Annotated in this window: 20 protein-coding genes; 13 read left to right on the forward strand and 7 right to left on the reverse strand. The window is 44.5% G+C overall.

Going from position 1 to position 22,400, the window contains the following annotated elements:
- Positions 1-65: 65 nt before the first annotated feature.
- The gene (gene xylB, locus OB236_RS21825) at positions 66-1,598 is read right to left on the reverse strand and encodes a xylulokinase (RefSeq protein ID WP_262685869.1); all 1,533 of its coding nucleotides are present in this window, start codon (positions 1,596-1,598) and stop codon (positions 66-68) included.
- Positions 1,599-1,864: 266 nt separating this feature from the next.
- Between xylB and OB236_RS21830 the strand changes: the two genes are divergently transcribed.
- On the forward strand, positions 1,865-2,251 hold the full coding sequence (locus OB236_RS21830; RefSeq protein WP_076229203.1) for a DUF1499 domain-containing protein: 387 nt from the start codon (positions 1,865-1,867) through the stop codon (positions 2,249-2,251).
- Between the two features lie 133 nt (positions 2,252-2,384).
- Here OB236_RS21830 and tpx read toward each other — a convergent pair whose 3' ends face one another.
- A complete protein-coding gene (gene tpx, locus OB236_RS21835) occupies positions 2,385-2,903 on the reverse strand; it encodes a thiol peroxidase (protein WP_262685870.1) in 519 nt (172 codons plus the stop codon).
- A 105-nt stretch (positions 2,904-3,008) separates the two neighbouring features.
- Here tpx and OB236_RS21840 point away from each other — a divergent pair, with 105 nt between their 5' ends.
- Entirely contained in the window at positions 3,009-3,899 is an 891-nt protein-coding gene (locus tag OB236_RS21840; protein ID WP_076229205.1) for a LysR family transcriptional regulator, read from the forward strand.
- A gap of 55 nt (positions 3,900-3,954) precedes the next feature.
- Here the strand turns inward: OB236_RS21840 and OB236_RS21845 are convergent, their stop codons facing one another.
- Both OB236_RS21845 and OB236_RS21850 read right to left on the reverse strand, forming a co-directional pair.
- A complete protein-coding gene (locus OB236_RS21845; RefSeq protein WP_076229206.1) occupies positions 3,955-4,638 on the reverse strand; it encodes a zinc metallopeptidase in 684 nt (227 codons plus the stop codon).
- 21 nt (positions 4,639-4,659) lie between these two features.
- On the reverse strand, positions 4,660-5,091 hold the full coding sequence (locus OB236_RS21850; RefSeq protein ID WP_076229302.1) for a MerR family transcriptional regulator: 432 nt from the start codon (positions 5,089-5,091) through the stop codon (positions 4,660-4,662).
- A 438-nt stretch (positions 5,092-5,529) separates the two neighbouring features.
- On the opposite strand from OB236_RS21850, the gene OB236_RS21855 reads away from it, so the two are divergent.
- Genes OB236_RS21855 through OB236_RS21865 form a run of 3 tightly spaced genes read left to right on the forward strand, consistent with a single transcriptional unit; the run spans position 5,530 to position 8,797 of the window.
- On the forward strand, positions 5,530-6,918 hold the full coding sequence (locus OB236_RS21855) for an ammonium transporter (protein WP_076229207.1): 1,389 nt from the start codon (positions 5,530-5,532) through the stop codon (positions 6,916-6,918).
- A 55-nt stretch (positions 6,919-6,973) separates the two neighbouring features.
- Positions 6,974-8,050, forward strand: a complete 1,077-nt coding sequence (locus OB236_RS21860) for a DUF294 nucleotidyltransferase-like domain-containing protein (protein ID WP_262685871.1) — start codon at positions 6,974-6,976, stop codon at positions 8,048-8,050.
- A gap of 12 nt (positions 8,051-8,062) precedes the next feature.
- Positions 8,063-8,797 (forward strand): exonuclease domain-containing protein, encoded by a 735-nt coding sequence (locus tag OB236_RS21865; protein WP_262685873.1) that lies wholly within the window; start codon positions 8,063-8,065, stop codon positions 8,795-8,797.
- 63 nt (positions 8,798-8,860) lie between these two features.
- Here OB236_RS21865 and OB236_RS21870 read toward each other — a convergent pair whose 3' ends face one another.
- Both OB236_RS21870 and OB236_RS21875 read right to left on the reverse strand, forming a co-directional pair.
- The gene (locus OB236_RS21870; RefSeq protein ID WP_262685874.1) at positions 8,861-9,340 is read right to left on the reverse strand and encodes a M67 family metallopeptidase; all 480 of its coding nucleotides are present in this window, start codon (positions 9,338-9,340) and stop codon (positions 8,861-8,863) included.
- A gap of 74 nt (positions 9,341-9,414) precedes the next feature.
- Entirely contained in the window at positions 9,415-10,680 is a 1,266-nt protein-coding gene (locus tag OB236_RS21875; protein ID WP_076229211.1) for an MFS transporter, read from the reverse strand.
- 121 nt (positions 10,681-10,801) lie between these two features.
- Here OB236_RS21875 and OB236_RS21880 point away from each other — a divergent pair, with 121 nt between their 5' ends.
- Positions 10,802-11,356, forward strand: coding sequence for a TlpA disulfide reductase family protein (locus OB236_RS21880; RefSeq protein ID WP_262685875.1), 555 nt, complete (start codon positions 10,802-10,804; stop codon positions 11,354-11,356).
- A gap of 50 nt (positions 11,357-11,406) precedes the next feature.
- On the opposite strand, the gene cimA is transcribed toward OB236_RS21880, so the two are convergent.
- A complete protein-coding gene (gene cimA / locus OB236_RS21885; protein ID WP_262685876.1) occupies positions 11,407-13,026 on the reverse strand; it encodes a citramalate synthase in 1,620 nt (539 codons plus the stop codon).
- Between the two features lie 288 nt (positions 13,027-13,314).
- On the opposite strand from cimA, the gene OB236_RS21890 reads away from it, so the two are divergent.
- The 7 genes from OB236_RS21890 (at position 13,315) to OB236_RS21920 (ending at position 22,212) form a co-directional block, all read left to right on the forward strand.
- Complete coding sequence (locus OB236_RS21890) at positions 13,315-14,610, forward strand: DNA polymerase IV (protein ID WP_262685877.1); 1,296 nt, start codon at positions 13,315-13,317, stop codon at positions 14,608-14,610.
- 2 nt (positions 14,611-14,612) lie between these two features.
- The gene (mobB, locus tag OB236_RS21895; RefSeq protein WP_262685878.1) at positions 14,613-15,107 is read left to right on the forward strand and encodes a molybdopterin-guanine dinucleotide biosynthesis protein B; all 495 of its coding nucleotides are present in this window, start codon (positions 14,613-14,615) and stop codon (positions 15,105-15,107) included.
- Between the two features lie 84 nt (positions 15,108-15,191).
- Positions 15,192-15,425, forward strand: a complete 234-nt coding sequence (locus OB236_RS21900) for a ferredoxin (RefSeq protein ID WP_076229215.1) — start codon at positions 15,192-15,194, stop codon at positions 15,423-15,425.
- A 180-nt stretch (positions 15,426-15,605) separates the two neighbouring features.
- Positions 15,606-17,438: a CHASE2 domain-containing protein gene (locus OB236_RS21905; protein ID WP_262685879.1), complete on the forward strand. Its 1,833-nt coding sequence runs from the start codon at positions 15,606-15,608 to the stop codon at positions 17,436-17,438.
- A 128-nt stretch (positions 17,439-17,566) separates the two neighbouring features.
- Positions 17,567-19,726, forward strand: a complete 2,160-nt coding sequence (locus tag OB236_RS21910; RefSeq protein WP_262685880.1) for a FecR family protein — start codon at positions 17,567-17,569, stop codon at positions 19,724-19,726.
- Positions 19,727-19,751: 25 nt separating this feature from the next.
- Positions 19,752-21,371 carry a stalk domain-containing protein gene (locus OB236_RS21915; protein WP_262685881.1) on the forward strand — a complete coding sequence of 540 codons (1,620 nt, stop codon included), beginning with the start codon at positions 19,752-19,754 and terminating at the stop codon, positions 21,369-21,371.
- A gap of 109 nt (positions 21,372-21,480) precedes the next feature.
- The gene (locus tag OB236_RS21920) at positions 21,481-22,212 is read left to right on the forward strand and encodes an HD-GYP domain-containing protein (RefSeq protein ID WP_262685883.1); all 732 of its coding nucleotides are present in this window, start codon (positions 21,481-21,483) and stop codon (positions 22,210-22,212) included.
- Positions 22,213-22,400: the final 188 nt, after the last annotated feature.

The raw sequence follows: 22,400 nt of genomic DNA on the forward strand, positions 1-22,400 counted from the left end.
TGAATTGTCGTGTTGTGACTGGTTTTTGTTTGTTTGGAAATGGAGTAACAGTAAGATCGTTGAGATTATGAGGAAACGAGATCGTTGAGTTGATGCATCGTGTTTTTTAATGTGGGATACAACGTCTGATAAACCTCATAATATTTCTCATATTGAGCCTGCCGCTGCGGATTTGGATCAACCCGTTCTACGGTTTCGATCCAACGTTCGCAGAGGTCGCTAATCTCTTGTTGAAGCACGCCTGAGGCGGCCATGACAGCAGCGCCATAAGCGGGTCCGTCCGTTGAATTAACTGTGATCACTGGATAACCAAATATATCAGCAATCATCTGTCTCCAAAATAAGCTGCGCGCACCACCGCCGCTTACACGCAGCTCCTTGATCTCAATGCCTGAGGCTTTGATGAGCTCCATAGAATCTCTCAGCCCAAATGTAATGCCTTCGAGCACAGCTCTTGTTAAATGAGCCTTACCATGTCGAAGATTCAGGCCTATGAAGCCTCCACGGGCCTTAGGATCGGGATGAGGTGTGCGCTCTCCCGTCAAATATGGCATAAAGAGCAGTCCCTCGCTGCCCAAAGGAGCACTTTCGGCAAGTGCTGTTAAAAACTCATAAACATCGCGTCCTTCAGCCTCTGCCTGCTGCAGCTCTTCAAATGCAAAATGGTTTTTCCACCATTGAAATGATCCTCCGGCAGCAAGCATGACACCCATCCGATGCCATTTTCCTGGAACCCCATGGCAAAAGGAGTGAAGCCTGCAAGCGGGATCCATCTGATAGCTGTCATCATGAACGAACACAACACCGGAAGTACCGAGAGCTACGGAAGCTATTCCTTCGCGTACAACACCAACACCTACCGCACCGCATGCTTGGTCTCCACCACCTGCCACGACGGGTGTACCGGTCTTGAGCCCTGTCAGCTCGGCAATCTCAGCGAGTAGATAGCCTGCTACTTCATTGCTCTCGAATAAGGGAGGCAGCCACTCCATCGGAATATCGAGACGATTGACGACATCCTCAGACCACTTGCGCTCGGCAACATCCAGCAATAAAGTACCACTGGCATCGGCTACATCCATACCAAGAGCCCCTGTCAGCTGTAAACGTACATAGTCTTTTGGCAGCAATAAATGTTGAGTTTGACGATAGTGCTCAGGCTCATGATTTCGAAGCCAAATCACCTTGGGTGCTGTGAAGCCGGTTAGTGCCTTGTTGCCTGTTAATCGGCCTAACTCAGCCTGACCTCCGACTGCCTGCTCGATGAAGTCGCATTCTGCAGCTGTACGCTGATCGCACCATAATAAGGCAGGACGTACGACCTGCAGCTCGGAATTAAGGAATACGGAGCCATGCATTTGGCCTGATAATCCGATGCCTGCGACCTCTTCGCCCGCAACCGATGCCTTTGCTAGTAAGGCCACTACACTTGCCACTGTACCTTTCCACCAATCCTCGGGGTGCTGCTCGGCCCAGCCGGGTTCAGGCTGCAGAAGTGGATATTCCTCACTATGGCTTGCTTTGACCTTTCCCTGATCATCAACCAAAATACATTTGACTGCTGATGTTCCTAAATCAATACCTAAAAAGTAAGTCAATGGGGTTCACCTCGAAATGTAATATAGGAACTTTGTTTATTTAATAAACAAATGATTCTATACATATATTCGCAATGAATTTATGAAATCCTGCTCCATGTGCCATACAAATCGAATAACTGTCATAAAATTGTAAAGAATTTTAATATGAATCACATAGTTTGTCTAAAGTGTGAAATAATACTTTCTCAACCGAACAAACAATGGTATGATTAAAGATAGTGTTTACAGATTATATTTTGCACTTCTCATGAGGGGGGAAAGCTTTGTTAAAGCGAACCTTAATCGGCCTAATTCGCAGTCACGATGGGACAGGAGAGAAAGCCAAGGATCCGGCATTAAAGACCCGGTATTATAAGCTTTCTATGGATCAAGTTTGGGATGAAGTTACCAATATGTTTAAGAAAATGAATGGGTACAAGCTTCTCCATGAGGTAAGAAATGTAGGGGAAATCGTTGTAGAGAAAAAGACAGTTACAGGTCGGACGCAAGATATTACATTAACCTTATTCGGGATAAACCCACTAAAAACAGCTATCGATATTTATTCGGCTTCTCGAGGGTCGCTCGGGGACCTTGGATCCAATTACCGCACCATCCTGGAAATATACAAACAGCTAGACAAAAGGCTTGCCGCTTACAAAGAGGATTAATTGAAAAAGCAGGCAAGTTGATTGCAAGGTTTGTAAGGCTATCTAATGTAGGTTTACATAAAAACAGCGGGGGAAGCTTGGCTTCTCCCGCTGTTTTTATGTCATGGAAAGTTAGACTTTCCACTAAATTGAATTATACGAGCTTTTTAACAGCTTCGATGGCATTTTCATAATTAGGATGTTCTGTCATTTCGCCTAAGTATTCAACATATTGTACGTTATCGTTCGCATCAAGAACAAAGATAGATCTCATCAATAAATGAATCTCCTTGATCAATACGCCATATGCTAATCCGAAGGAATGGTTTTTGTAATCGGAAAGTGTAATAACTTTATCGATACCGGCTGCTCCGCACCAGCGGGCTTGTGCAAAAGGAAGATCAACGCTGATTGTCAATACGACTACATTATCGCCCAATTTAGCTGCTTCTTCATTGAATCGGCGAGTTTGAGCGTCACAAACGCCTGTGTCAAGAGAAGGAACCACGCTGATCAGCTTGACTTTGCCTGCATAGTCAGCCAGTGTTGCTTGCTCCAACAAATTTTTGTTAACAGTGAAATCTGGAGCTTTGTCGCCTACCTTAACGTCATTGCCAACTAAAGTTATCGGATTGCCTTTCAGGGTTGCTACACCTGTACGCTCTTGTGCCATGTTAATTGGGCCTCCTTATTATCTTATGAGAATGATTGGTATTTCACCAAGTTTTATTATAAACTTTTTAAAAGGAATTTGTCCAATCGAAGGGAGATCAATCGTGTGGAGTTAAGGCAGCTTCAATATTTTGTGAAAGTGGCAAGAAAACAGCATGTAACCAATGCCGCAGAAGAGCTACACGTTGCACAATCAGCGATTAGCCGACAAATTCATCAGCTTGAGGAAGAATTGGGGGTACCTCTGTTTGTTCGTAAAGGACGCAATCTGCAGCTCACTTCAGTGGGTAAGTTGTTTCTTGAACGCATCGAAGTGGTCTTGGCTGATATGGAGCGTGCGGTCAGTGAGGTTAGGGAATTTCTGGACCCTGAGGCGGGGGAGATTCGTATTGGTTTCCCGCATAGCCTGGGGATCTACTTGCTACCGACTGTAGTTGCGAGCTTTCGTCAATCGCATCCCAATGTGAAATTCAGGCTGCGACAGGGAACGTATAACAGTCTCATTCGTGATGTGATGAAGGGAGAGATTGATTTATCTTTTATTTCTCCTTTTCCGGAAAAGCATCTTTATGTAAGCGGCAGACTGCTTTTGCAGGAGGAGTTGTATGCTATATTGCCACAAGGACATAAACTGGCAGACAATGAGACCATCAGGCTTGAGCAGCTCAGGGAAGAATCGTTTGTTATGTTTAGTGATGAGTATTCACTTCGAAATATTGTATTGGAAGCTTGTGCAAAGGCAGGTTTTGTCCCGCGGATCGGTTTTGAGGGCGAAGAGACGGATACGATCCGTGGATTAGTGGCTGCGGGTGTGGGGGTAAGCCTGCTGCCAGAGATGGCATTGACTGAAATTAGCCAGTTGCAGCCAGCCAAGGTGAGAGTTATTGAACCGCTGGTGACTCGTAGTGTAGGGTTAATTCAAAGAACCGGGGACAAGCTGCCGCTTGTTGCTGAAATGTTTCAGCATTTTTTATTTGATCATTTTCAAGAGAACTAGAAAACTGAAAAAGCTGGCCTTCCTGCTCGTTTGAGCGTTGGAGGACCAGCTTTTTTTAATCCCTACGGTTGTTGAAAATCATGATGTACTTGAGAAGCTGAAGTAGAGAAATCAGTGCAGCGGCTACATAAGTAAGTGCAGCAGCGTTGAGTACCTTGGAAACCCCTTTTTTCTCGTCATTACGAATAAAGCCTTGGGAAATCATGAGCTCTTTGGCACGATTGCTTGCATTGAACTCCACCGGAAGCGTTACGAGTTGAAAGGCAACTGCTGCGGAAAAGAAAATGATGCCAATACCGAGCAGGAAATTAAATTGCTGAAAAAACAATCCTGCCATGATGAGAAATGGAGCAATGCCAGATGCGAAGTTAACGGCGGGAAACATAAAGTGCCGGAATGAAAGCATAGGATAGCTCAGTTTGTGCTGAATGGCATGACCGACCTCGTGACAAGCGACCGATATGGCTGAAATGGACGTTTCGTAATACACCGGCTCCGATAAACGCACGACACGATGGCTTGGATCGTAGTGGTCGGTAAGACTGCCTTGAACGGGCTCGACAGGTATATCATACAAACCGTTGGCATCGAGCATGCGGCGGGCTGCTTCGGCTCCTGTGAGCCCTGCAGATGCATGAACCTGAGACCATTTATTGAAAGTTCCTTTTACTCGAAATTGGGCCCATAAGGAAAGGATGAAAGCAACGATGATCAAATAATCCAAAGGGTGAAAAAACATGCTGCTAGACCTCCAGTATCTTTAAGATAGGGGACTTTTACCCAGAAGTAAGAGCAAGGCTTCGATGCAGGCCACCGTGTGAGGAGTGAGTACCTTGTTCATTTTTTTCATCTGCGCAGGTTTCATCTTATCTATAATAGGACGAATCTCTTGAACTTCCCGCTGCAGCTGTTGGAGATGAACCTGGATAGAAGTTAGCTTATCCGTTACAAGCTCATTGTGGCTCACCTTGGTCCAGGATAATAAGCTTGCCTTGATTTCTTCCAAAGTATATTTGTCCTTTTTCATAATTTCAATACGTTTAAGACGCATTAACGTTTCATCGCTATACAAGCGATAGTTGGTATCGGATCTCGTCTCCGGATCGATCAACCCGATTTTGGTGTAATAGTCGATTGTTCTGGGGCTGACTTCAGATAAGCGTGCCAGCTCACCGATTCTATACAATTTCATATCCCCATTCACATCACCCCTAATGAAATTCAATAACGGCAAGCCCCTCTATAATAAGAAGGACTTACATTAAAGTATGTAATCATGTCGTTCTTTAGTATTTATGATACCTGAAAGCAAACCATACAGTCAAACGTTATGCTATTTTGGAAAAAGAAAGAGCTGATGATGAACAAACCTGACATCAAGTGAGCTAAACAAATACAAAATATCCGATAAATTAATGGGTTCGTGTCATATATAAAGCTGATTTTGCTTGGAATTTGCTATCATATTACTAGAAAAACCGAATTATGCTTAATTCATGTCAGGTTATTTTTCGTTTTTAACTATTTATTCAATAAAATCCTATTGTCAAATCCAACAAAGCTGGTTATAATGGCAATAAGAGTTGCAGAACATGTTATATAAACTAACATTAAAAAGGAAGTGTCGACCATGTTAAAGAAGTTAATATTCTCCACTGGCGCCATGTCGCTGCTAGTACCCACCCTCGCTTTTGCTGCAGATGATAAAACACCTGCACAGCTAGCGGCTGCGATTGACTCCGTTTGGGTCATGTTAGGTGCCATACTGGTTATCTTCATGCAAGCAGGTTTTGCATTGCTGGAAGCAGGTTCGACACGAATGAAAAATGCTGGTCATGTCGCCGGTAAAACAATTTTAACCTTCGGTCTTTGTGCGATCGCCTTCTGGGCGGTAGGGTTCGGTTTAGCTTTCGGAGATGGTAACGCCTTTGTAGGTACTGGCGGGTTCTTCCTGGATGGAACGGCCGAGCAAACAGCAGCTTCAATCAGTGTGTTTGCTGGATCTCCGATTCCAATCAGTATTCTGTTCTTGTTCCAATTAGCTTTTGCTGGAGTGTCACTTGCAATTGCTTGGGGTGGCTTTGCAGAACGTGGTAAGCTTCCTGTTTACTTCATCTTCGGTATATTGTTCACTGTGCTGATTTATCCTGTGGTTGCTCACTGGGTATGGGGCGGCGGCTGGCTTGGTGCGTTGGGTATGCAGGACTTTGCAGGCTCGACAGTTGTTCACTTACAAGGCGCTACAGCAGCATTGGTAGCCACTATCCTGCTTAAACCGCGGATTGGCAAGTATAATAAAGATAAAACGCCTAATCTGATTCCCGGACATAACCAAGTATTATCGGTCCTTGGTGTTATTATTCTCTGGATCGGCTGGTTTGGATTTAACGCTGGCTCTACGCTAAGTGCAACTGGCGATGGTTTCTTCGGTTATGTAGCTTTGACGACGAACCTTGCAGCAGCAGCTGGTGCAGTAGCAGCGCTGGTGGTATCATGGATGTACTTTGGTAAAGCGGACATTCCTAGCATGTTGAACGGTGTACTTGCCGCGCTTGTGGCGATTACAGCAGCTTGCGCATTCGTAACTCCTCGTGATGCTATCATCATCGGTGCGATTTCCGGTATTATTACATTCTTTACGGCTCAATGGTTTGAAAAGATGGGTGTTGATGATCCGATCTATGCTTTCTCGGTTCATGGTATCGCAGGGATTTGGGGAACATTGTCAACAGGAATTTTTGCTACACCACAATTGGCGGAATCAGTTGGTGTAGGTGGAGCTGGATTGTTGTACGGCGGTGGATTCCACCAATTAGGTATTCAAGCTCTCGGCGTATTCGGTGCTTTCTTGTTCGTACTTGTACTTTCCTTCATTATTCTTGGTATTTTGAAAGCAACTATCGGCTTGCGAGTTACTGAAGAAGAAGAAATTATTGGTCTGGATCTTTCCGAGCATGGGACTTATGGCTATCCGGAACAAATGAAAAAAGCGGTTCAAGCGGGTACAACGTCTGCATAAAGCTTGAATTTGTGAAACACTTAATTAAATAACTTGTGGATTGAAGGAGACGCGCATGAAACCTCTCTCATTGGATATGATTCGTATTGAAATCGAGAAAGCTGGCGATATGGAGCAGCTTCGACATTTACGGGATCAGCTGCATGAGGAATTCGAGCAACGTCTCCTTCTTTCTCATTCACTGGATTGGAACCGTGAATTGAATCAAGTCCATGACTGGTTGATCCATCATACGATTGGGCTTGCACAAGCTGTTGTTCATGCTGAGCATGGCGCTTCTCCGGAGCTTTATGCCTTTGTGCTTTTTGGCAGTGGAGGCCGACGTGAGCAGACGTTGTGGAGTGATCAGGATAATGGTTTGATCTATGCAGAGCCTGCAGACGAAACAGCCTCAAAGCGGGCGGATTTATATTTTAAAATATTGACGCAGCGCATTAGCAGCATGCTGATTGAGTTGGGTTATCCTCCTTGCTCGGGCGATGTGATCTGTACAAATGATCGATGGAGAAATACCTACAGCGGCTATCAATCGATGCTTCATGAATGGCTGCAGGATCCCCATTGGGAAAATGTTCGTTACTTGCTTATTTTGGCGGACATGCGATTTATTTATGGAAATGAAGGTTTGGTTAATGATCTCATGGATGAGTTGTTTGCTTATATCGACAAGCATCCTATTATGCTGGAACACATGCTGCACAACACGCTTCATCATAAGATTTCACTTGGTTTGTTCGGACAATTGATTAAAGAGAGATATGGTGAGGATGCAGGAGGCGTGGATATCAAGTACGGTGCTTATATCCCTATTGTTAATGGAGTCCGTCTATTAGCTATTCAGGCTGATGTGAATGAATCTTCAACTGAGCAAAGAATTTTAAAGCTGCAGCAGTATGGGCATGTAGAAGAGGAAATAGCCTGCGATTGGCTTGAGGCATTATCGATTGCTTTGAAGCTGCGTTCTTTAACTCCTTTTCAATTAGAGGAAAACCAATACACGTCCAGAGGCAAGCTGACCGCGGAAGGACTTACCAAACAACGGATTAATGAATTAAAGCTGTGCTTGCGAATTGGCAATGATTTGCAAAAATATGTAAAAAAGATGATATCCAAAGAGCTGGATAAAGGTTAGGTGAACCTCACTATGAAGGATATGAGACCTGCAGGCAGGATGTGGCATTTATATAAAATGGGGGGGATTACACCTGCCCTTACTTCAATGTTTGATGTCCAGAGTGCTCAACAGATGGCTTTCATGCGGTCGATGATGAAGGAACAGAGGAAAAATTCACTTTATGATATCCCTCTGGATACGGTAGAATTGGTCGTGTTTGATCTGGAAACGACTGGATTTTCGCCTTACAATGGTGATGAGATTATCTCTGTAGGTGCAGTGGCCGTCAACGGTGACGCCATAATGGAGGATCAGAGCTTTTATAGTCTTGTCAATCCGAAACGGTTGATTCCCGAACAGGTGATCGAGCTGACAGGAATTACGAACGAGATGGTTGATCAAGCGCCAGATTTGTACCAGGGACTGAGAGCTTTTCTGGAATTTGTACAGCAGAAGGTGTTGGTAGCTCATGGAACGGGTCATGATAAACATTTCTTAAACTCGGCATTATGGAAGACATCAAAGGTAAGTCTGTCTCACCGGATGATTGATACGATGATGATCGGTAAGTGGTTGAATCCGAAGCTGGGCAAATATGATTTGGATACGTTGCTGCAATTATACGGTATTGATATTTCGCTGCGTCACCATGCTCTAGAGGATGCTTTAATGACCGCTAAACTATGGAGCAGCTACATGAATGAGATCAGGTCCAGAGACATTCATTCACTGGGTGATTTATATACGCATCTTGGTAACCATTAAACATCTTCCACGGGTCTTGTATAGACCGGATGGGGGGTGTTTTATTGCTTGGAACGCAGCTCGTCATTCATCTTCTATTAAAATGATCGGGATAGGATAATATTGAGCCTGCTTCTTGGGGAATTTGGTAGTTTGTGTTTCTGTAAAGCTATTTGGGCTTTGATAATTGTGTGTGTACTGGTAAGCGGCGATTTCGATCGTCGGCTGCTGCAGCGATACGATCCAATGAGACGGGATATCATACCAGGTTGTTGACAGATCCTCTGAAGAGGGAGTGGCCGCGGCGTTTGGATGGGAATGAAGAATCCCCACAATAGTGAAGGTATTATTTAATACAACGGGGATCATATCCGAAGCGTTCATGGAAAATTGTCTCTCAGGATTCCTGGAAGCATTAGCAACAGGTACAAAAGAGGTAATACGGATCTGAGTGACTTCGATACATCCCAATAGAAAGCCGCATGCTTCCATCGGCTTATTTGCTATGCAATGACTGATGAATGTCTCCCGGACGGAGCTAGTTAATTGGATTGATGTATACATGAGAGTCAACATCCTTAGGCAGTGACGTATGACTCTCAGTATAACTGAATGGGTTAAGGTTAGAAAGAAAACTGTTAGCTAATGGTGCCTTCGGGCTTAACAAGAAAAAAGACAAAGGCTAGAGCTATCAGGCATAGTGAGGTCACAGATATAAATATAATTCGGTGTGAAATATCCATCATCCAGCTGAACAAGGGCGGTCCCATAGCGACTCCAAGAAAACGCAAGCTGCTATAGATCGATGTGATCATACCGCGCTGCTCACGCTCGACAGAGCCGGTAATCATGGTGTTCAGACAAGGCAGTAAAAGGCCGGTACCAACACTGCTGAGGGTAAGCAATCCGATCAGGAGCGGTAAGTTTTTATCGTGCAGCAGAATGCAGGCACCAAGTGAAAGGGTCATTAAGGAAAGGCCGATGTTCATCAGCCATCGCATGAGGGTTCCGTTTTTCTTGATCAACGTTCCTGTTGTATAGGAAGTAATGACCAGACCCAATAAAGGAATGGCTAAAACGAAGCCTTTTTTGACGCCATCGATCAGATAGGGTGGTTTCTCAAGCAAGTCTGATAAATAAAAAAGCACGCCAAATAAGACGAACAAGGCAAGTGATCCTGCAAAAAATGAAGTGATGAGCCATCGTCCCTTTTCGTGTAAAATAGCGCCGATGCTTTTCAGATAAGGCTTGAGCTTTGGTGGCTGCTTTTCTTTGGCCGGTTCCTTCAAGAAAAAAATAACAGCCAGCAAGGACAGCAAGCAAAATACCGGAAAAGCAAAAAAAGCTGCATACCAAACAATAAGAGCTAACAGTGAGCCGAGAATAGGGCTAACCACTTTACCAAATCCATTGGAAGCTTCGGTTAAGCCAAGTACTTTGCTTTCTGTGGCTCCTTTGAATAAATCACCTGCCAAGGCCATGGCTATGGGGGCTGTCCCCGCAGCTCCCAAACCCTGAATTGCTCTTGCTATAATGAGAATGCTGTAAGAGTTCCAGACGGCTCCCAAACCTGCCAAGACACCAGCGGCGCCGTATATAATCAAAGATGGGATCATAATCGCTTTCCTGGAGAAACGATCCGATAAATATCCCGAGATCGGGATGATGAGTCCAGCCGTTACCGAAAATAAGGAAATCACAAGACTGCTTTGAAATTGACTCACCCCAAGCTTTTCCTGTAAATCAGGTAAAATAGGAACGAGCATGGAGTTGCCAAGTACGAGCACTATAGGAACACTTGCAATGGCTGTAAACTCTCGGCCGTGTCCTTTGGAGCTTTGGGAGTCAGGCGTCTTGCTGTTTTCGAAGGATATGCCAAGCTTTCTTTTTTTTGTTTGTTCCATCCGTCAATCTCCCTTATAAGGTTTGATACCACTAAAGTACCCCATTACCTATAAAGTCATTCTTTTCGCGGTTTTGGGCCATAATAACGGCATAAACTGATTTCGGAAAGGGAGTAGGGTAGTGAAGCTAACAACAATAGCGGTGATGATTGTTTTGATGCTGATGGGGGAAATGGTGAGTTTGGACAAGCTGAATACCCACAAATCTTTGGCCGCAGCAAGGTTCGGTCCGGCCGCAGCACGTAATCAGCCAGCCCCCGAATTTGATTTACAAGGCTTGGACGGTAAGAGTTATCATGTAGGAGGGTCAAGGGATAAGCCGCTTATAATCAATTTCTGGGCTTCATGGTGCGGTCCTTGTCATGAAGAGGCACCAGATCTAAATCGTATGTATGAAGCCTATAAGGATGAATTGGATATTTATGCGGTTAATGTGACGAAGGGAGATCGTTTACAGGATGTACAAGGTTTTGTGAAGCAATACGGGCTGACTTTTCCAGTGCTATTGGACTCGAAGGGACTTACAGCAGAACGCTATCGGCTACAGGTTGTGCCTACGAGCTTTCTAATAAATAAAGAGGGTGTTCTGGTCGATGTCATTCATGTACTACCAGCAAAAGCATTAGAGGCCAAAATCAGACTGCTGCTCGATAAAGACCAAAAACCGCCCTTGTGATGAAGCGCATCACAAGGGCGGTTTTTTGAATACATATGAATGGCTGCAACTTAGTGATTAACGAGCCCCAAACGTTCTTTTTGTTCCTCTGGCTGTACTTGTGTTCTTGGTTTACCGATTAATGCGTAACGAATACTGTCGGTTAATGCCTGCCAGCTGGCTTCGATAATATTGGCAGAAACACCGATCGTGCTCCAGGTGTTGTCAAAGTCAGAAGATTCTATCAGGACGCGGACTTTACCCGCTGTATTATCTTTTTCATCCAGAACGCGAACCTTGTAGTCGCTTAGATGGATATTCTCCAGAGCAGGATAATATTGCAACAAACATTTGCGCAATGCGTTATCCAGAGCGTTCACGGGACCATTGCCCTCTGCGGCATTATAGACGGACTCGCCATTGACCTTCAGCTTCACGATAGCTTCAGTCACAACCGGCTGGTTGATCGTCTTCACAACCATAATCTTGAACGATTCGAGCACAAAAACTTCCTCGGAATTTCCGTAGGCATCACGAATCAGAAGCTCGAGAGAAGCATCGGCACCTTCGAATTGGTAGCCTTGATGCTCCATTTCTTTGATTTGCTCAATAAGCTGACGAGACTCCTGATTGCTGCTGTTAAAGTCAATGCCAAGCTCTTGTGCCTTGAACACCAGATTACTCTGACCTGCCAATTCGGATACAAGAACACGCTGTTTGTTTCCGACGAGCTCAGGTGTGATGTGTTCATAGGTGCTTGCGTTCCGCATAATCGCCGAGACGTGAATACCGCCTTTATGGGCAAAAGCTGCAGAGCCGATATAAGCTTGATTGACAGGCAAATGCATGTTAGCAATCTCACTGACATATTTGGCTACGCTTGTCAGGCTTTCAAGCTGTGAAGCGCTGATACAGGAATAGTTCAGCTTTAACTGCAGATTGGGAATGATCGAGCACAAATTAGCGTTGCCGCAGCGCTCGCCAAAGCCATTGATTGTACCTTGTACTTGCGTTGCTCCTGCCATCACAGCAGCCAGGCTGTTGGCTACGCCAACCTCACAATCATTATGGGCATGAATTCCGATTGGGATTGAAAGAGCTTTTCTGACCTCTGTGACAATTTCCGTGACCTCATGGGGCAGTGAGCCGCCGTTGGTATCGCACAATACAATCCAATCAGCTCCGGCTTTCTCAGCCTGCTTGATGGTTTGTAGCGCGTATTCGGTATTATTTTTATAGCCGTCAAAGAAGTGCTCGGCGTCATAGATGACTTCAAGGCCTTTGCTTTTTAAATAGTGAACGGAATCGTAAATCATCGCAAGATTTTCTTCAAGTGTCGTTTGGATAGCGTGATGAACATGGAAGTCCCATGATTTCCCGAAAATCGTCGCGACAGGAACACCGACCTCTAGAATTCTATTCAGGTTCACATCATCCTCGGGAAGGATACCTTTACGGCGTGTGCTTCCGAATGCGGTGATTTTTGCATTTTTTAATTCAAGCTCATGCACGCGCATAAAAAACTCAATGTCCTTGTTGTTGCTGCCTGGCCATCCACCCTCTATATAGTGAACACCGAGCGAGTCCAGTTTACGGGCGATTTTCATCTTGTCCTCGACCGATAAGCTAATCCCTTCACCTTGGGTGCCATCTCTTAAAGTAGTATCAAAAATTTTCACGAAATTAGCCATAACTAGTCCTCCTGATCCTGGAACGCTTTCACGAAATATAATGTAGTATTATACCACAACAAATATCGATAAGGTATTGTTTTCACAAAATAGACGGTTTGGGCAGTTGACCTCATACCCATGGAAAGGTATGCTTGTGAGTGAAACGCTTTTTAATTTTAAGTAAGTAAGGCTAACTCATGGGGGTGCATGACTGTTGTCTACTCAAGCAACCAGAGCTATCACATTTAAATATATGCCTGGCTCGTCCCTTTTAGAATTTAATTTGTCGAACGATTTGTACCGAATATGATTAAGGCAAATCATGAAGCTTACCCGGTAAACGGGAGAGTTATTTTGCATATCGATATGAACGCTTTCTATTGCTCAGTGCACGAGGCTGTAGACCCTGAGCTTTATCGCAATAAGCCTACAGCGGTTGCCGGGAGTGTAGAGCTTCGAAAAGGTATTGTCGTAACCTGCTCCTATGCTGCTCGTGCCAAAGGTGTCAAGACTGGTATGCAGGTAGGGCAAGCACTTAAGCAATGTCCTGACCTGATACTTATTCGTCCTGACTTTGATCTGTACCGTGAATTTTCCAGACGTTTTATGAAAATGGCTTATGACTATTCCCCTCTGATTGAGGCGATGTCCATTGATGAGTGCTATATCGATATTACCGGCTCCAAGCAATTTGGGACTCCGATTGAAATTGCAGAGCAGCTCCAGTCCCGGATTCGTAGGGAATTATTACTACCTTGTTCAATAGGAATAGCACCCAACAAACTGCTGGCCAAGATGGCCTCGGATATGAAGAAGCCCAATGGAATCACGATTTTGCGTAAAAGGGATGTTTCCAAAGTATTGTGGGACAAGCCCTGCAATCAGCTTTACGGGATTGGAAGTAAAACTGCGGACAAGCTGAGGCAGTTGAATATTCAGACTTTAGGCCAGCTCGCCAAGGCTGATGATCACTTGCTTTCTGAGCACTTTGGTATTATGGGAGCTATATTGAAGAACGCTGCCAATGGAGAGGATGCTTCAGAGGTTCACTCAGAGCGAGAACAGAGCAAATCCATAGGACATACAACGACATTACCGACTAATTTTACGGACCGAACGGCGATTTTTAGAGTATTTCTTAATTTGGCGGATCAGGTGGGACGTCGATTGCGCAGACAGCAGCTGCTGTCTCAAACGATTTCAATCACGATTCGTGATCCCGATATGCGAACGATAACAAGGGCGGCCACACTGTCAACCCCTACCGAAATCCGTGAAGATATATACAGGACAGCGTGCAAGCTGTTCGATGAGCATTGGCATCAAGGTAAGCCGATTCGCTTACTGGGCATTACCCTTCAAAACTTGCTGGACAAAAAAGAAGCTGCTGTACAATTGGATTTGTTCGACTACCAGAAGCAGCCAATGAAGGATAAGCTGGTCCAAACCCTGGATGCTCTGCGTGACAAGTTCGGAGAAAATGCAGTTTTAACTGCGGGTATGCTGGGTGACGATCCATCCACTTTAATTCGCAACCACAAGCTGAGAGGGACTTCCTTGCAGATGGATCACTTAAAGCAGCGACGTTTCGAGGAGGAATAGGCATGGCAGCTGTGATTGGCTTCGCAGGTTTTTCCAACAGCGGCAAAACAAGTCTGATATCCAGACTCGTTAGCTACTATACACACATGAACATACGATGTGCAGTAGTGAAGCATGATGCTCATGGACATTATACAGAAGCGTCTGGAGCCGACTCCGCCCAATTTGTAGAGGCTGGTGCAGCAGCAGTGGCAATTATTTCCCCTGATTCTTACGTTAGGATTCAAAGAGAGTCCATCACGCTGGAGGTCATGCTGACTAGGCTGCAAGCGGAAGGATTTGACCTGATCCTAATAGAAGGGTTCAAAAAGGGGAATCATGATCAAGTCGCATTGTTTCGCGATAAGGAGCAGGCAGATATTCTCACTGAATTGAATCATGTGCCTATTGCTGTTGTAGCTCCTGAGGTTCTTAAAGCATATAGTATTGAAGGAGTGCCTTTTTTTGATCCTGATGATTTGGCTTCCATAGCAGGTTGGATTCAAGGTCGTATGTAAGCTTAATTTACTTTTTTAATTGAACTTTTGCTTGTTTTATATTATATTCTAGGATGAGCTTACAATTTAGGAGGGAAACTAGCAATGGCAAAATATACGTGGGTAGAAAAAGACACCTGTATCGCCTGTGGCGCTTGTGGTGCTACAGCACCAGACATTTATGATTACGATGATGAAGGATTGGCGGAAGTCATTTTCGACAATGATGGCAACAAAGGTGTAACCGAAATTCCGGATGATTTGTACGATGATTTGCAGGATGCTCAAGATGGCTGCCCTACAGATTCAATCAAAGTTGCAGATACACCATTCAACTAAGTAGAACGTGTTCAAGAGAGATTTTTGAACATCTCATATTAGTTTTTACCAAAGCCTTTTTCTACAGGGAGCTAAGCCCTGGGAGAAAGGTCTTTTTTTTGTGAAGTTATGCGAAATTTATGTGTTTAGGGAAAAAAGTATGGTAATATTAGAGCGAATCTTTGGGTAGGGGGGCTAAAAATGAAAAAAGGTGTCAGCAAATCTGCCGTCATAATTATAGGTAATGCACTTGTTGTATTTATTTGTCTGGTTTTTCTCGTATTCGGACTGTGGAAGGTACTGTCTGACCAAGTTTTCGACATCAATATGAAACAATCGATGTCCGGGGCTCCACATGAAGATATTCTGGTAATCGGGATCGACACCACCTCTATTAAAGAAGTCGGCCCATATCCGTGGGATCGTAAAGTGTATGCTCAGTTGATCAGTCGGCTTGAAGCGGCTGGTGCCAAAGCGATCGGCTTTGATATTGAGCTCTATACCGAGAGCAACTTCCCGGAAAGCGATAAGCTGCTTGCAGATGAGCTGACCAAGCACAAAAATATTATTTTTCCTTCCCACGCCGATTTGGAGGGTGACTTTGACCGATCAAGCAAGGTTAAGGAAGGCGAGCTGATTATGGCCCGCAAAACAGATCAACCGATTCCGATGATTCAAAAATCAGTCAACAAGGCACACATCAATGCGGCCTTTGACACGGACGGAGTTATTCGCACTAACTGGATGCAAATCAATACACCTGATGGCATTTTTCCGACGCTCGGTCTGGCATTGGCACAGGTGGCTGGAGTTGATGTATCGAAGTATTTGAACCTCCCCGTGCTTCAAAATCGCCCCAAGTCGGAAATGCTGATCAAATGGGAAGGAAAGGAGTTTGATTTTGAGACCATTCCATTCGCCAAGGTACTGAAGGGGGAAATTCCTCCACAGGTATTCAAGGATCGTATTATTCTGGTTGGGTATACGGCACCTGGTTCCGATGAAGGGATCACGCCTATTGAACGTCACATGCATCTGGTTTATGCGCATGCGAACATCCTGAATCAAGTTTTGAATCAAAAGGTCATTGTTCCTGTCAGCGGTGCGATTACGTTGGCGATGTCCGCTCTGATGATCTTGCTGTTCGGTTTCCTCACATGGAGACTTAAACCGATTACAAGCATCGTATTGGTGTTTGGTGTATCCTTGGGTCTTTTGGCACTGCAATACATAACTTTCACATACAACGATCAATATCTGGACACTATTGGAGCTGTTTTAAGCGGATTAATTTCCTACATTGGCAATATCGCGATGAAAACCTATTTTGAGACGAAGCAAAAAAATTACATCACCAAGCAATTTGGACGCTATATTTCGCCTGATCTGGTTAAAGAAATTGCTAAAAGTGACTCGGAAATTCAGCTTGGCGGTATCAAAAGGGAATTGTCCTTGTTGTTTCTGGATGTCAGCGGGTTTACACCGCTATCAGAGAAGCTGAAGCCGGAAGAGGTCGTCGACTTTCTGAATATGATGTTTAACCTGATTACCGAGGTTACCCTGCAGAACCGTGGGACGATTGACAAGTTTATCGGTGATGCTGCAATGATCCTGTACAATGCACCGTTGGATGTGCCCGATCATGCTTACTACGCAGTCAAAACCGGCTTTGAAATACAGGAGGGGATGGAGCAGATCCGCAGAGATGTTGAAGCCAAATATGGTGTAACCTTGAGCATTCGGATCGGGATCAATACCGGTGATGTTGTTGTTGGCAATATCGGTTCTTATCTTCGTGTGGACTACACGGCCATCGGAGACAATGTAAATACAGCCGCGAGAATTGAATCCAATGCGCGTCCAAACAAGGTTTGGGTTTCTGAATCTACCTACGATTTAACGAAGGATTATTTCGAATATGAATTCGCTGGGGAGAAGCTGATGAAGGGGAAAAGTGCTCCACTCAAACTGTTTGAAGTAGTCCGTATAACAGGGGCTCCTGTAGAGGGGAAAAAGCAGGACAAGGTCTCATAATGTGTCAAATTTTGCATTGCCATTTGAAGTCTCTCAAATTACAATTGGAAGAGAGAGTCAGATTATTCAAACATAGTCAGATAGAAGATGAGAGGAGATTCATTGTGGGATATTGGAACAGGATAAGGATGGGTAGCAGCAAATCATTTTTGTCTTTATTTGTAGCATTTAGTATGATATTTTCCCTGCTGTCTGTCGTATTATCTGAGCCCATCCAGGCCAAGAGCACACGGACGGCTATAATTGTTAATGTTAAAGGTAATGTAACCGTTAAAAAATCAGGGGGCTCCAAGTCTTACACGGCCTATGGTGACATGACTTTGAATCAAGGGGATGTTATTTCTACGGGAGCAAGCTCTTCAGCTGTTGTAAGAATAGCTGACCATGATGATGAAATTACTATTGGAGATAATGCCGAGGTGAGTGTTACTGACTTGGCTAACGAGGGCAACGGCAAGCAGTCCAAGGTATCCTCTTGGGCGGGTTCCATGTGGGTAAAGGTTAAATCATTGGTTGGTGCAGAGGATGAGTTCGAAGTTGAGACACCTACGGCAACGATGGGGGTCAAAGGTACGCAATTTTACACAGGTGTTAATCCAGTAACGGGTGAGACTTTTGTCGTGGTTGGAGCGGGTGCCGTTCTGACGACAACAACTACGTACCAACAACCGGATACCAGCAATCCGCAGAATACCAATACGACATTGCTATTGCCTACACAGCAAATCAACTTAACAGGTCGTGACGAAATAACAGATGTGGCTACGAAGACGGAGATTATTGATATTTTTCAATTGGTAGAAAGATCCTCTCCTGAATTATTGGAAGCTATCATCAAGAACAAAGCGGAAATCGATAAAGAAAACGCGGAGTTTATTGAAAAGAAAAAAGCTGAAATTGCTGAAAAAAATAAAGCGGACACAGGCAATTCGGCATTGACGATCAACGATATTGAGACTTTGAACAAGATTAGCAAAAACTTGGATAACATTATTGGCAACATTGTCAAGACAGCGTTAGATCAAAAGAAAATCGATCCAGATAAAATGAATCAAATCGTGGCTGATGCTAATGTCAAGATTATTGATATTGACAAAAAGATCGATTTGAATAAAGTTGAACCTCTTGACCGCACTGCAGGCTTGGATCCGGAAAAAGAAAAACAAAAACAGGCCGAGTTAGAACAGTTGAAAGCAGAAAAAGAGCGTAAGCTTGCTGAACAGAAAAGGCTTGAACAGGAGAAGCTCGATAAATATAAAGCGATTCTGGACGCGTTAGCCAAAGAGAAGCAACGTTTGCAAGAAGCTAACAAAAAAGCAGAAGAAGAGGCTGCAAAGCTCGCGGAAGCAGAATACCTCAAGCAGTTGTCTGCTGCTGAGAGGGCAGCGTACGAACAGAACAAATCAAACAATACGTCTACCACACCTCCACAAACAGGAAGCGGAACAAGTGGAAATACAGGAGGGGGCACAGGCGGAAGTACCGGAGGAAGCACGGGTGGAAGTAGCAACAATAACAACAGCAACTCGGTTCCGCAGGTCCCTGCACTGATCAGTCCTACGCAGCTAATAACAAGTGCGAATGGCAATATCGAGCTGAAATTGAGGGCTGCCACGACATCAACGATTCAAATCATGAATGGTACTACCCTACTTGCAAGTGCACCTGGACAAGGGGAAACGGATGTCGTTTTCAATATTACTTTAGCAAAAGGGATATACAACTTAACGGCTCAAACTGAGCGTGCAGGTAAAGTTAGTATGGCAGTACCGATTCCACAAATTACAGTTAGCAGCAGTCCTGCTAGTCCTGCTAATATCACGATTTCTCAGGCAGGTGGACCGAGCGGCAATATCATCAATCTTAACCTGAATTTAAATGACTTTGTGGATGCCAGCCAATTTTATGCGGTGGAAGCACATCTGGTTTATAACAATTCCTTGAGCTATACGGGTACATCGGCTATAGCTGACGTTCAAGGCACCGTTTTCGATGGTTCGAATATGGCAGAAACGTTAACACAGCATGCAGGTTCCACACAAAACGAACTCATTTATGCAGCTTCACAATTCGAAACGACTGCAACGACCGGGACCATCAATAATCTTTCTGTAAGCGGACAGAAGCTGCTAGTAACGATTCCGTTGACCGTAAACAGCACTGCTTCCAATACCGCTGTGGTAGATCTGGTTTATGTGAAAATTGTTAATAAAACAGGAGCTACGGTGTATGAATTGGGATCAAGCTTGCCGAACGTACCCAAATCTATAAGTGTTACTACAAGGTAAGGAATGATCCGGGAAGGGGAAAACTATGAAAAAAGTTAGCAAAATCGTTGCCACGGCATTTATATCATCCTTATTGATGGGCACATCGACTGTATGGGGCGCTTCATTCTCGGTGGATAGCTTAAAAGGAAGCAACGATCAAATATTAACCGATGTTACATCCTTGGCCGGTATCGGTGATTTCGGAAATGAGAATGGAGCCTCGGCTTCAACCTCATTTCGAAACCCGTCCGGCGTGATTGCTTTGTCGGATGGATCGATCCTTATCTCTGATACTCGTAATCATGTCATTAGGAAGCTGAAAGACGGACAGGTTACTACATTTGCCGGACTGAATCTTCTCAAAGACGCAAAGGGTTTTCCGGTCGGCGGACGTTATGATGGAAAGACAGATGCTTCCTTTTTTCAAGAACCGATGGGACTTTCCTTGGACAGCAAAGGAAACCTCCTTATAGCAGATGCAGGAAATCATGCGATACGGAAAATAGACAGCGAAGGTAACGTGACTACAATTGCTGGTAACGGTGAGGTTGGAATGAAGGACGGAACGGGTAGCACTGCTACCTTCAATCGTCCGTCAGATGTCGTAGCTGCTGCAGATGGAACCCTGTATGTAGCGGATACGCTTAATCATCTGATTCGGAGTATCAGCCCAAACGGCGAGGTCAAGTCATTGAATGCTTTATCAGGACGTTTAATTGAAGTGACACCTGGTCAGGTCGTTCAAGCAGGCGATTATTTGGATGGAGCCCTGCAAATGGCAAAGTTCAACGAGCCAACAGGACTGGCCCTGGACAGCAAGGGGAACTTATATGTAAGTGACACAGGGAACCAAAGAATTCGTTATATTGACCTCAAACAGAACACGGTAACAACGGTTGCAGGTAGCAGTACGATCGATGATAAAGGCACTGTATATTCGAAAACGGCACTTTACGCGCCTGGTGATTATGCGGATGGTCCGGCCAATAAAGCTCTATTCAATTCTCCAAGAGGACTTGCTGTTACTGCAGATGGCGGGTTGGTCATTGCAGATTCGTTGAATCACTCCATCCGTTATTTGGATAAAGGCCAAGTCACAACACTAGCTGGGGCTGCCAGTTTACGCGGTGGTGAAACTGACGGTGTTGAACGCAGTGCTGCATTCAAAAACCCTGTTGATGTTGCGATCACATCCGATGGCAATATCATCGTCGCAGATGCCTACAACAATAAAATACGTAAAATAAGCGCCTACCAGCTCCCAGCTAATTTACCCAAGGATGCTAACGTAAAAGTAGTGTATGGACCTCAGTGGATTCAGTTCGATGTACAACCGGAAATTGACAACGGAAGAACGATGGTACCGGTTCGTGCCATAACGGAAGCACTTGGTTATACTGTTACCTTTAACGATGCGAACCGAAGTGTACAATTGGCCAAAGATGGTGTTACCATCGAATTGTACATTGATAAGACAGGCGTTAAACGTATCGTGCAGGGTAAGGATTCGGCTGTAAAGGAAACGGATGTCGCACCTTACATCAAAGAAGATCACACATATGTTCCAGTTCGTTTTTTTGCAGAGGAAATTGGTTTGGATGTTCAGTGGAATGATGCAGCCCGAACAGCGATTTTAAGAACTAAATCAACGATTACCCGTTAAAAGCTTCATTCCAAAGACCTATTGTGTGCAGAGAAGATGCATTCTTCACTTCACATAGTAGGTCTTTTCGATTATGATGAGAAAAAGCGATTCAGTTGGAGGCATAACCGTGTCCGATATTCAGCAGCTCAAAGACAAACTGGAACAGTTGGAACAACGTAATCGAGATCTTACCCTGTTGCTGGAGTCGGCATTAGAATTAAAAAGCGGTTTGACATCGATGGACCACCCTTTTCCGATAAGTGTGATACATTCATTGGTTTTTGCCTTGGATTCCAGAGATCCCTACACGTCGGGACATTCATCGCGTGTAGCCCTTTATTCTTTGTGGATTGCAAGGGAGCTTGGAATATCCGAAGAAGAATGCAAACATTTTTATCGTTCTGCCTTGATGCATGATATTGGCAAGATTGGCGTGCCAGATCGGGTGTTATTGAAAGCAGAAAGTCTGAATGACGAAGAGTTTCAAAGTATGATTTCTCATACCCTGATAGGTGCACGTATTCTGTCGAAGGTAGAACCTGTGGAACGGATGATTCAAGCGACGGAGGTTGCGAAGTACCATCATGAAAAAATGGATGGAAGCGGCTATCCGGAAGGACTGAGGGGTGAAAGTATCCCCTTTTATGCGCGTATTGTCGCAGTTGCCGATGCTTTTGATGCAATGACTACCGATCGTCCTTATTCCAAAGGAATCAGCTGCCAGGAAGGTGTGGAAGAAATTGTGCGCTGCAAGGGCTCGCATTTTGACCCTGTGGTCGTTGAGGCTTTTAAAAATGTGATGCAAGCGCGGAATTACTTAAAGGGCGGGGAGATCGATCCCCCTTATATATTTGAATAACAATCACAAGCACCTCACTTCAACTATGGAGCGGAGGTGTTTTTTTCAAAATATAAGAATTTATATGATTCACTCTATAAAATGCATATATTTCTGGGTAAACGCACTCGTCCATGAAGGACGGCGTAGCCGTTTATCCTCGACTCTTTACAAAATGAAGGATGGTGCCGATATTACAATGAGAAGGT

The sequence above is a fragment of the Paenibacillus baimaensis genome, from assembly GCF_025567575.1.

Coding starts and splice junctions, on each gene's coding strand:
- mobB (WP_262685878.1), top strand. CDS start 14,613: ATGGCAGCTGTGATTGGCTTCGCAGGTTTTTCCAACAGCGGCAAAACA.
- tpx (WP_262685870.1), bottom strand. CDS start 2,903: ATGGCACAAGAGCGTACAGGTGTAGCAACCCTGAAAGGCAATCCGATA.
- OB236_RS21865 (WP_262685873.1), top strand. CDS start 8,063: ATGAAGGATATGAGACCTGCAGGCAGGATGTGGCATTTATATAAAATG.
- OB236_RS21910 (WP_262685880.1), top strand. CDS start 17,567: ATGGGTAGCAGCAAATCATTTTTGTCTTTATTTGTAGCATTTAGTATG.
- OB236_RS21890 (WP_262685877.1), top strand. CDS start 13,315: ATGATTAAGGCAAATCATGAAGCTTACCCGGTAAACGGGAGAGTTATT.
- OB236_RS21915 (WP_262685881.1), top strand. CDS start 19,752: ATGAAAAAAGTTAGCAAAATCGTTGCCACGGCATTTATATCATCCTTA.
- OB236_RS21905 (WP_262685879.1), top strand. CDS start 15,606: ATGAAAAAAGGTGTCAGCAAATCTGCCGTCATAATTATAGGTAATGCA.
- OB236_RS21855 (WP_076229207.1), top strand. CDS start 5,530: ATGTTAAAGAAGTTAATATTCTCCACTGGCGCCATGTCGCTGCTAGTA.
- OB236_RS21850 (WP_076229302.1), bottom strand. CDS start 5,091: ATGAAATTGTATAGAATCGGTGAGCTGGCACGCTTATCTGAAGTCAGC.
- cimA (WP_262685876.1), bottom strand. CDS start 13,026: ATGGCTAATTTCGTGAAAATTTTTGATACTACTTTAAGAGATGGCACC.
- OB236_RS21900 (WP_076229215.1), top strand. CDS start 15,192: ATGGCAAAATATACGTGGGTAGAAAAAGACACCTGTATCGCCTGTGGC.
- OB236_RS21875 (WP_076229211.1), bottom strand. CDS start 10,680: ATGGAACAAACAAAAAAAAGAAAGCTTGGCATATCCTTCGAAAACAGC.
- OB236_RS21845 (WP_076229206.1), bottom strand. CDS start 4,638: ATGTTTTTTCACCCTTTGGATTATTTGATCATCGTTGCTTTCATCCTT.
- OB236_RS21870 (WP_262685874.1), bottom strand. CDS start 9,340: ATGTATACATCAATCCAATTAACTAGCTCCGTCCGGGAGACATTCATC.
- OB236_RS21860 (WP_262685871.1), top strand. CDS start 6,974: ATGAAACCTCTCTCATTGGATATGATTCGTATTGAAATCGAGAAAGCT.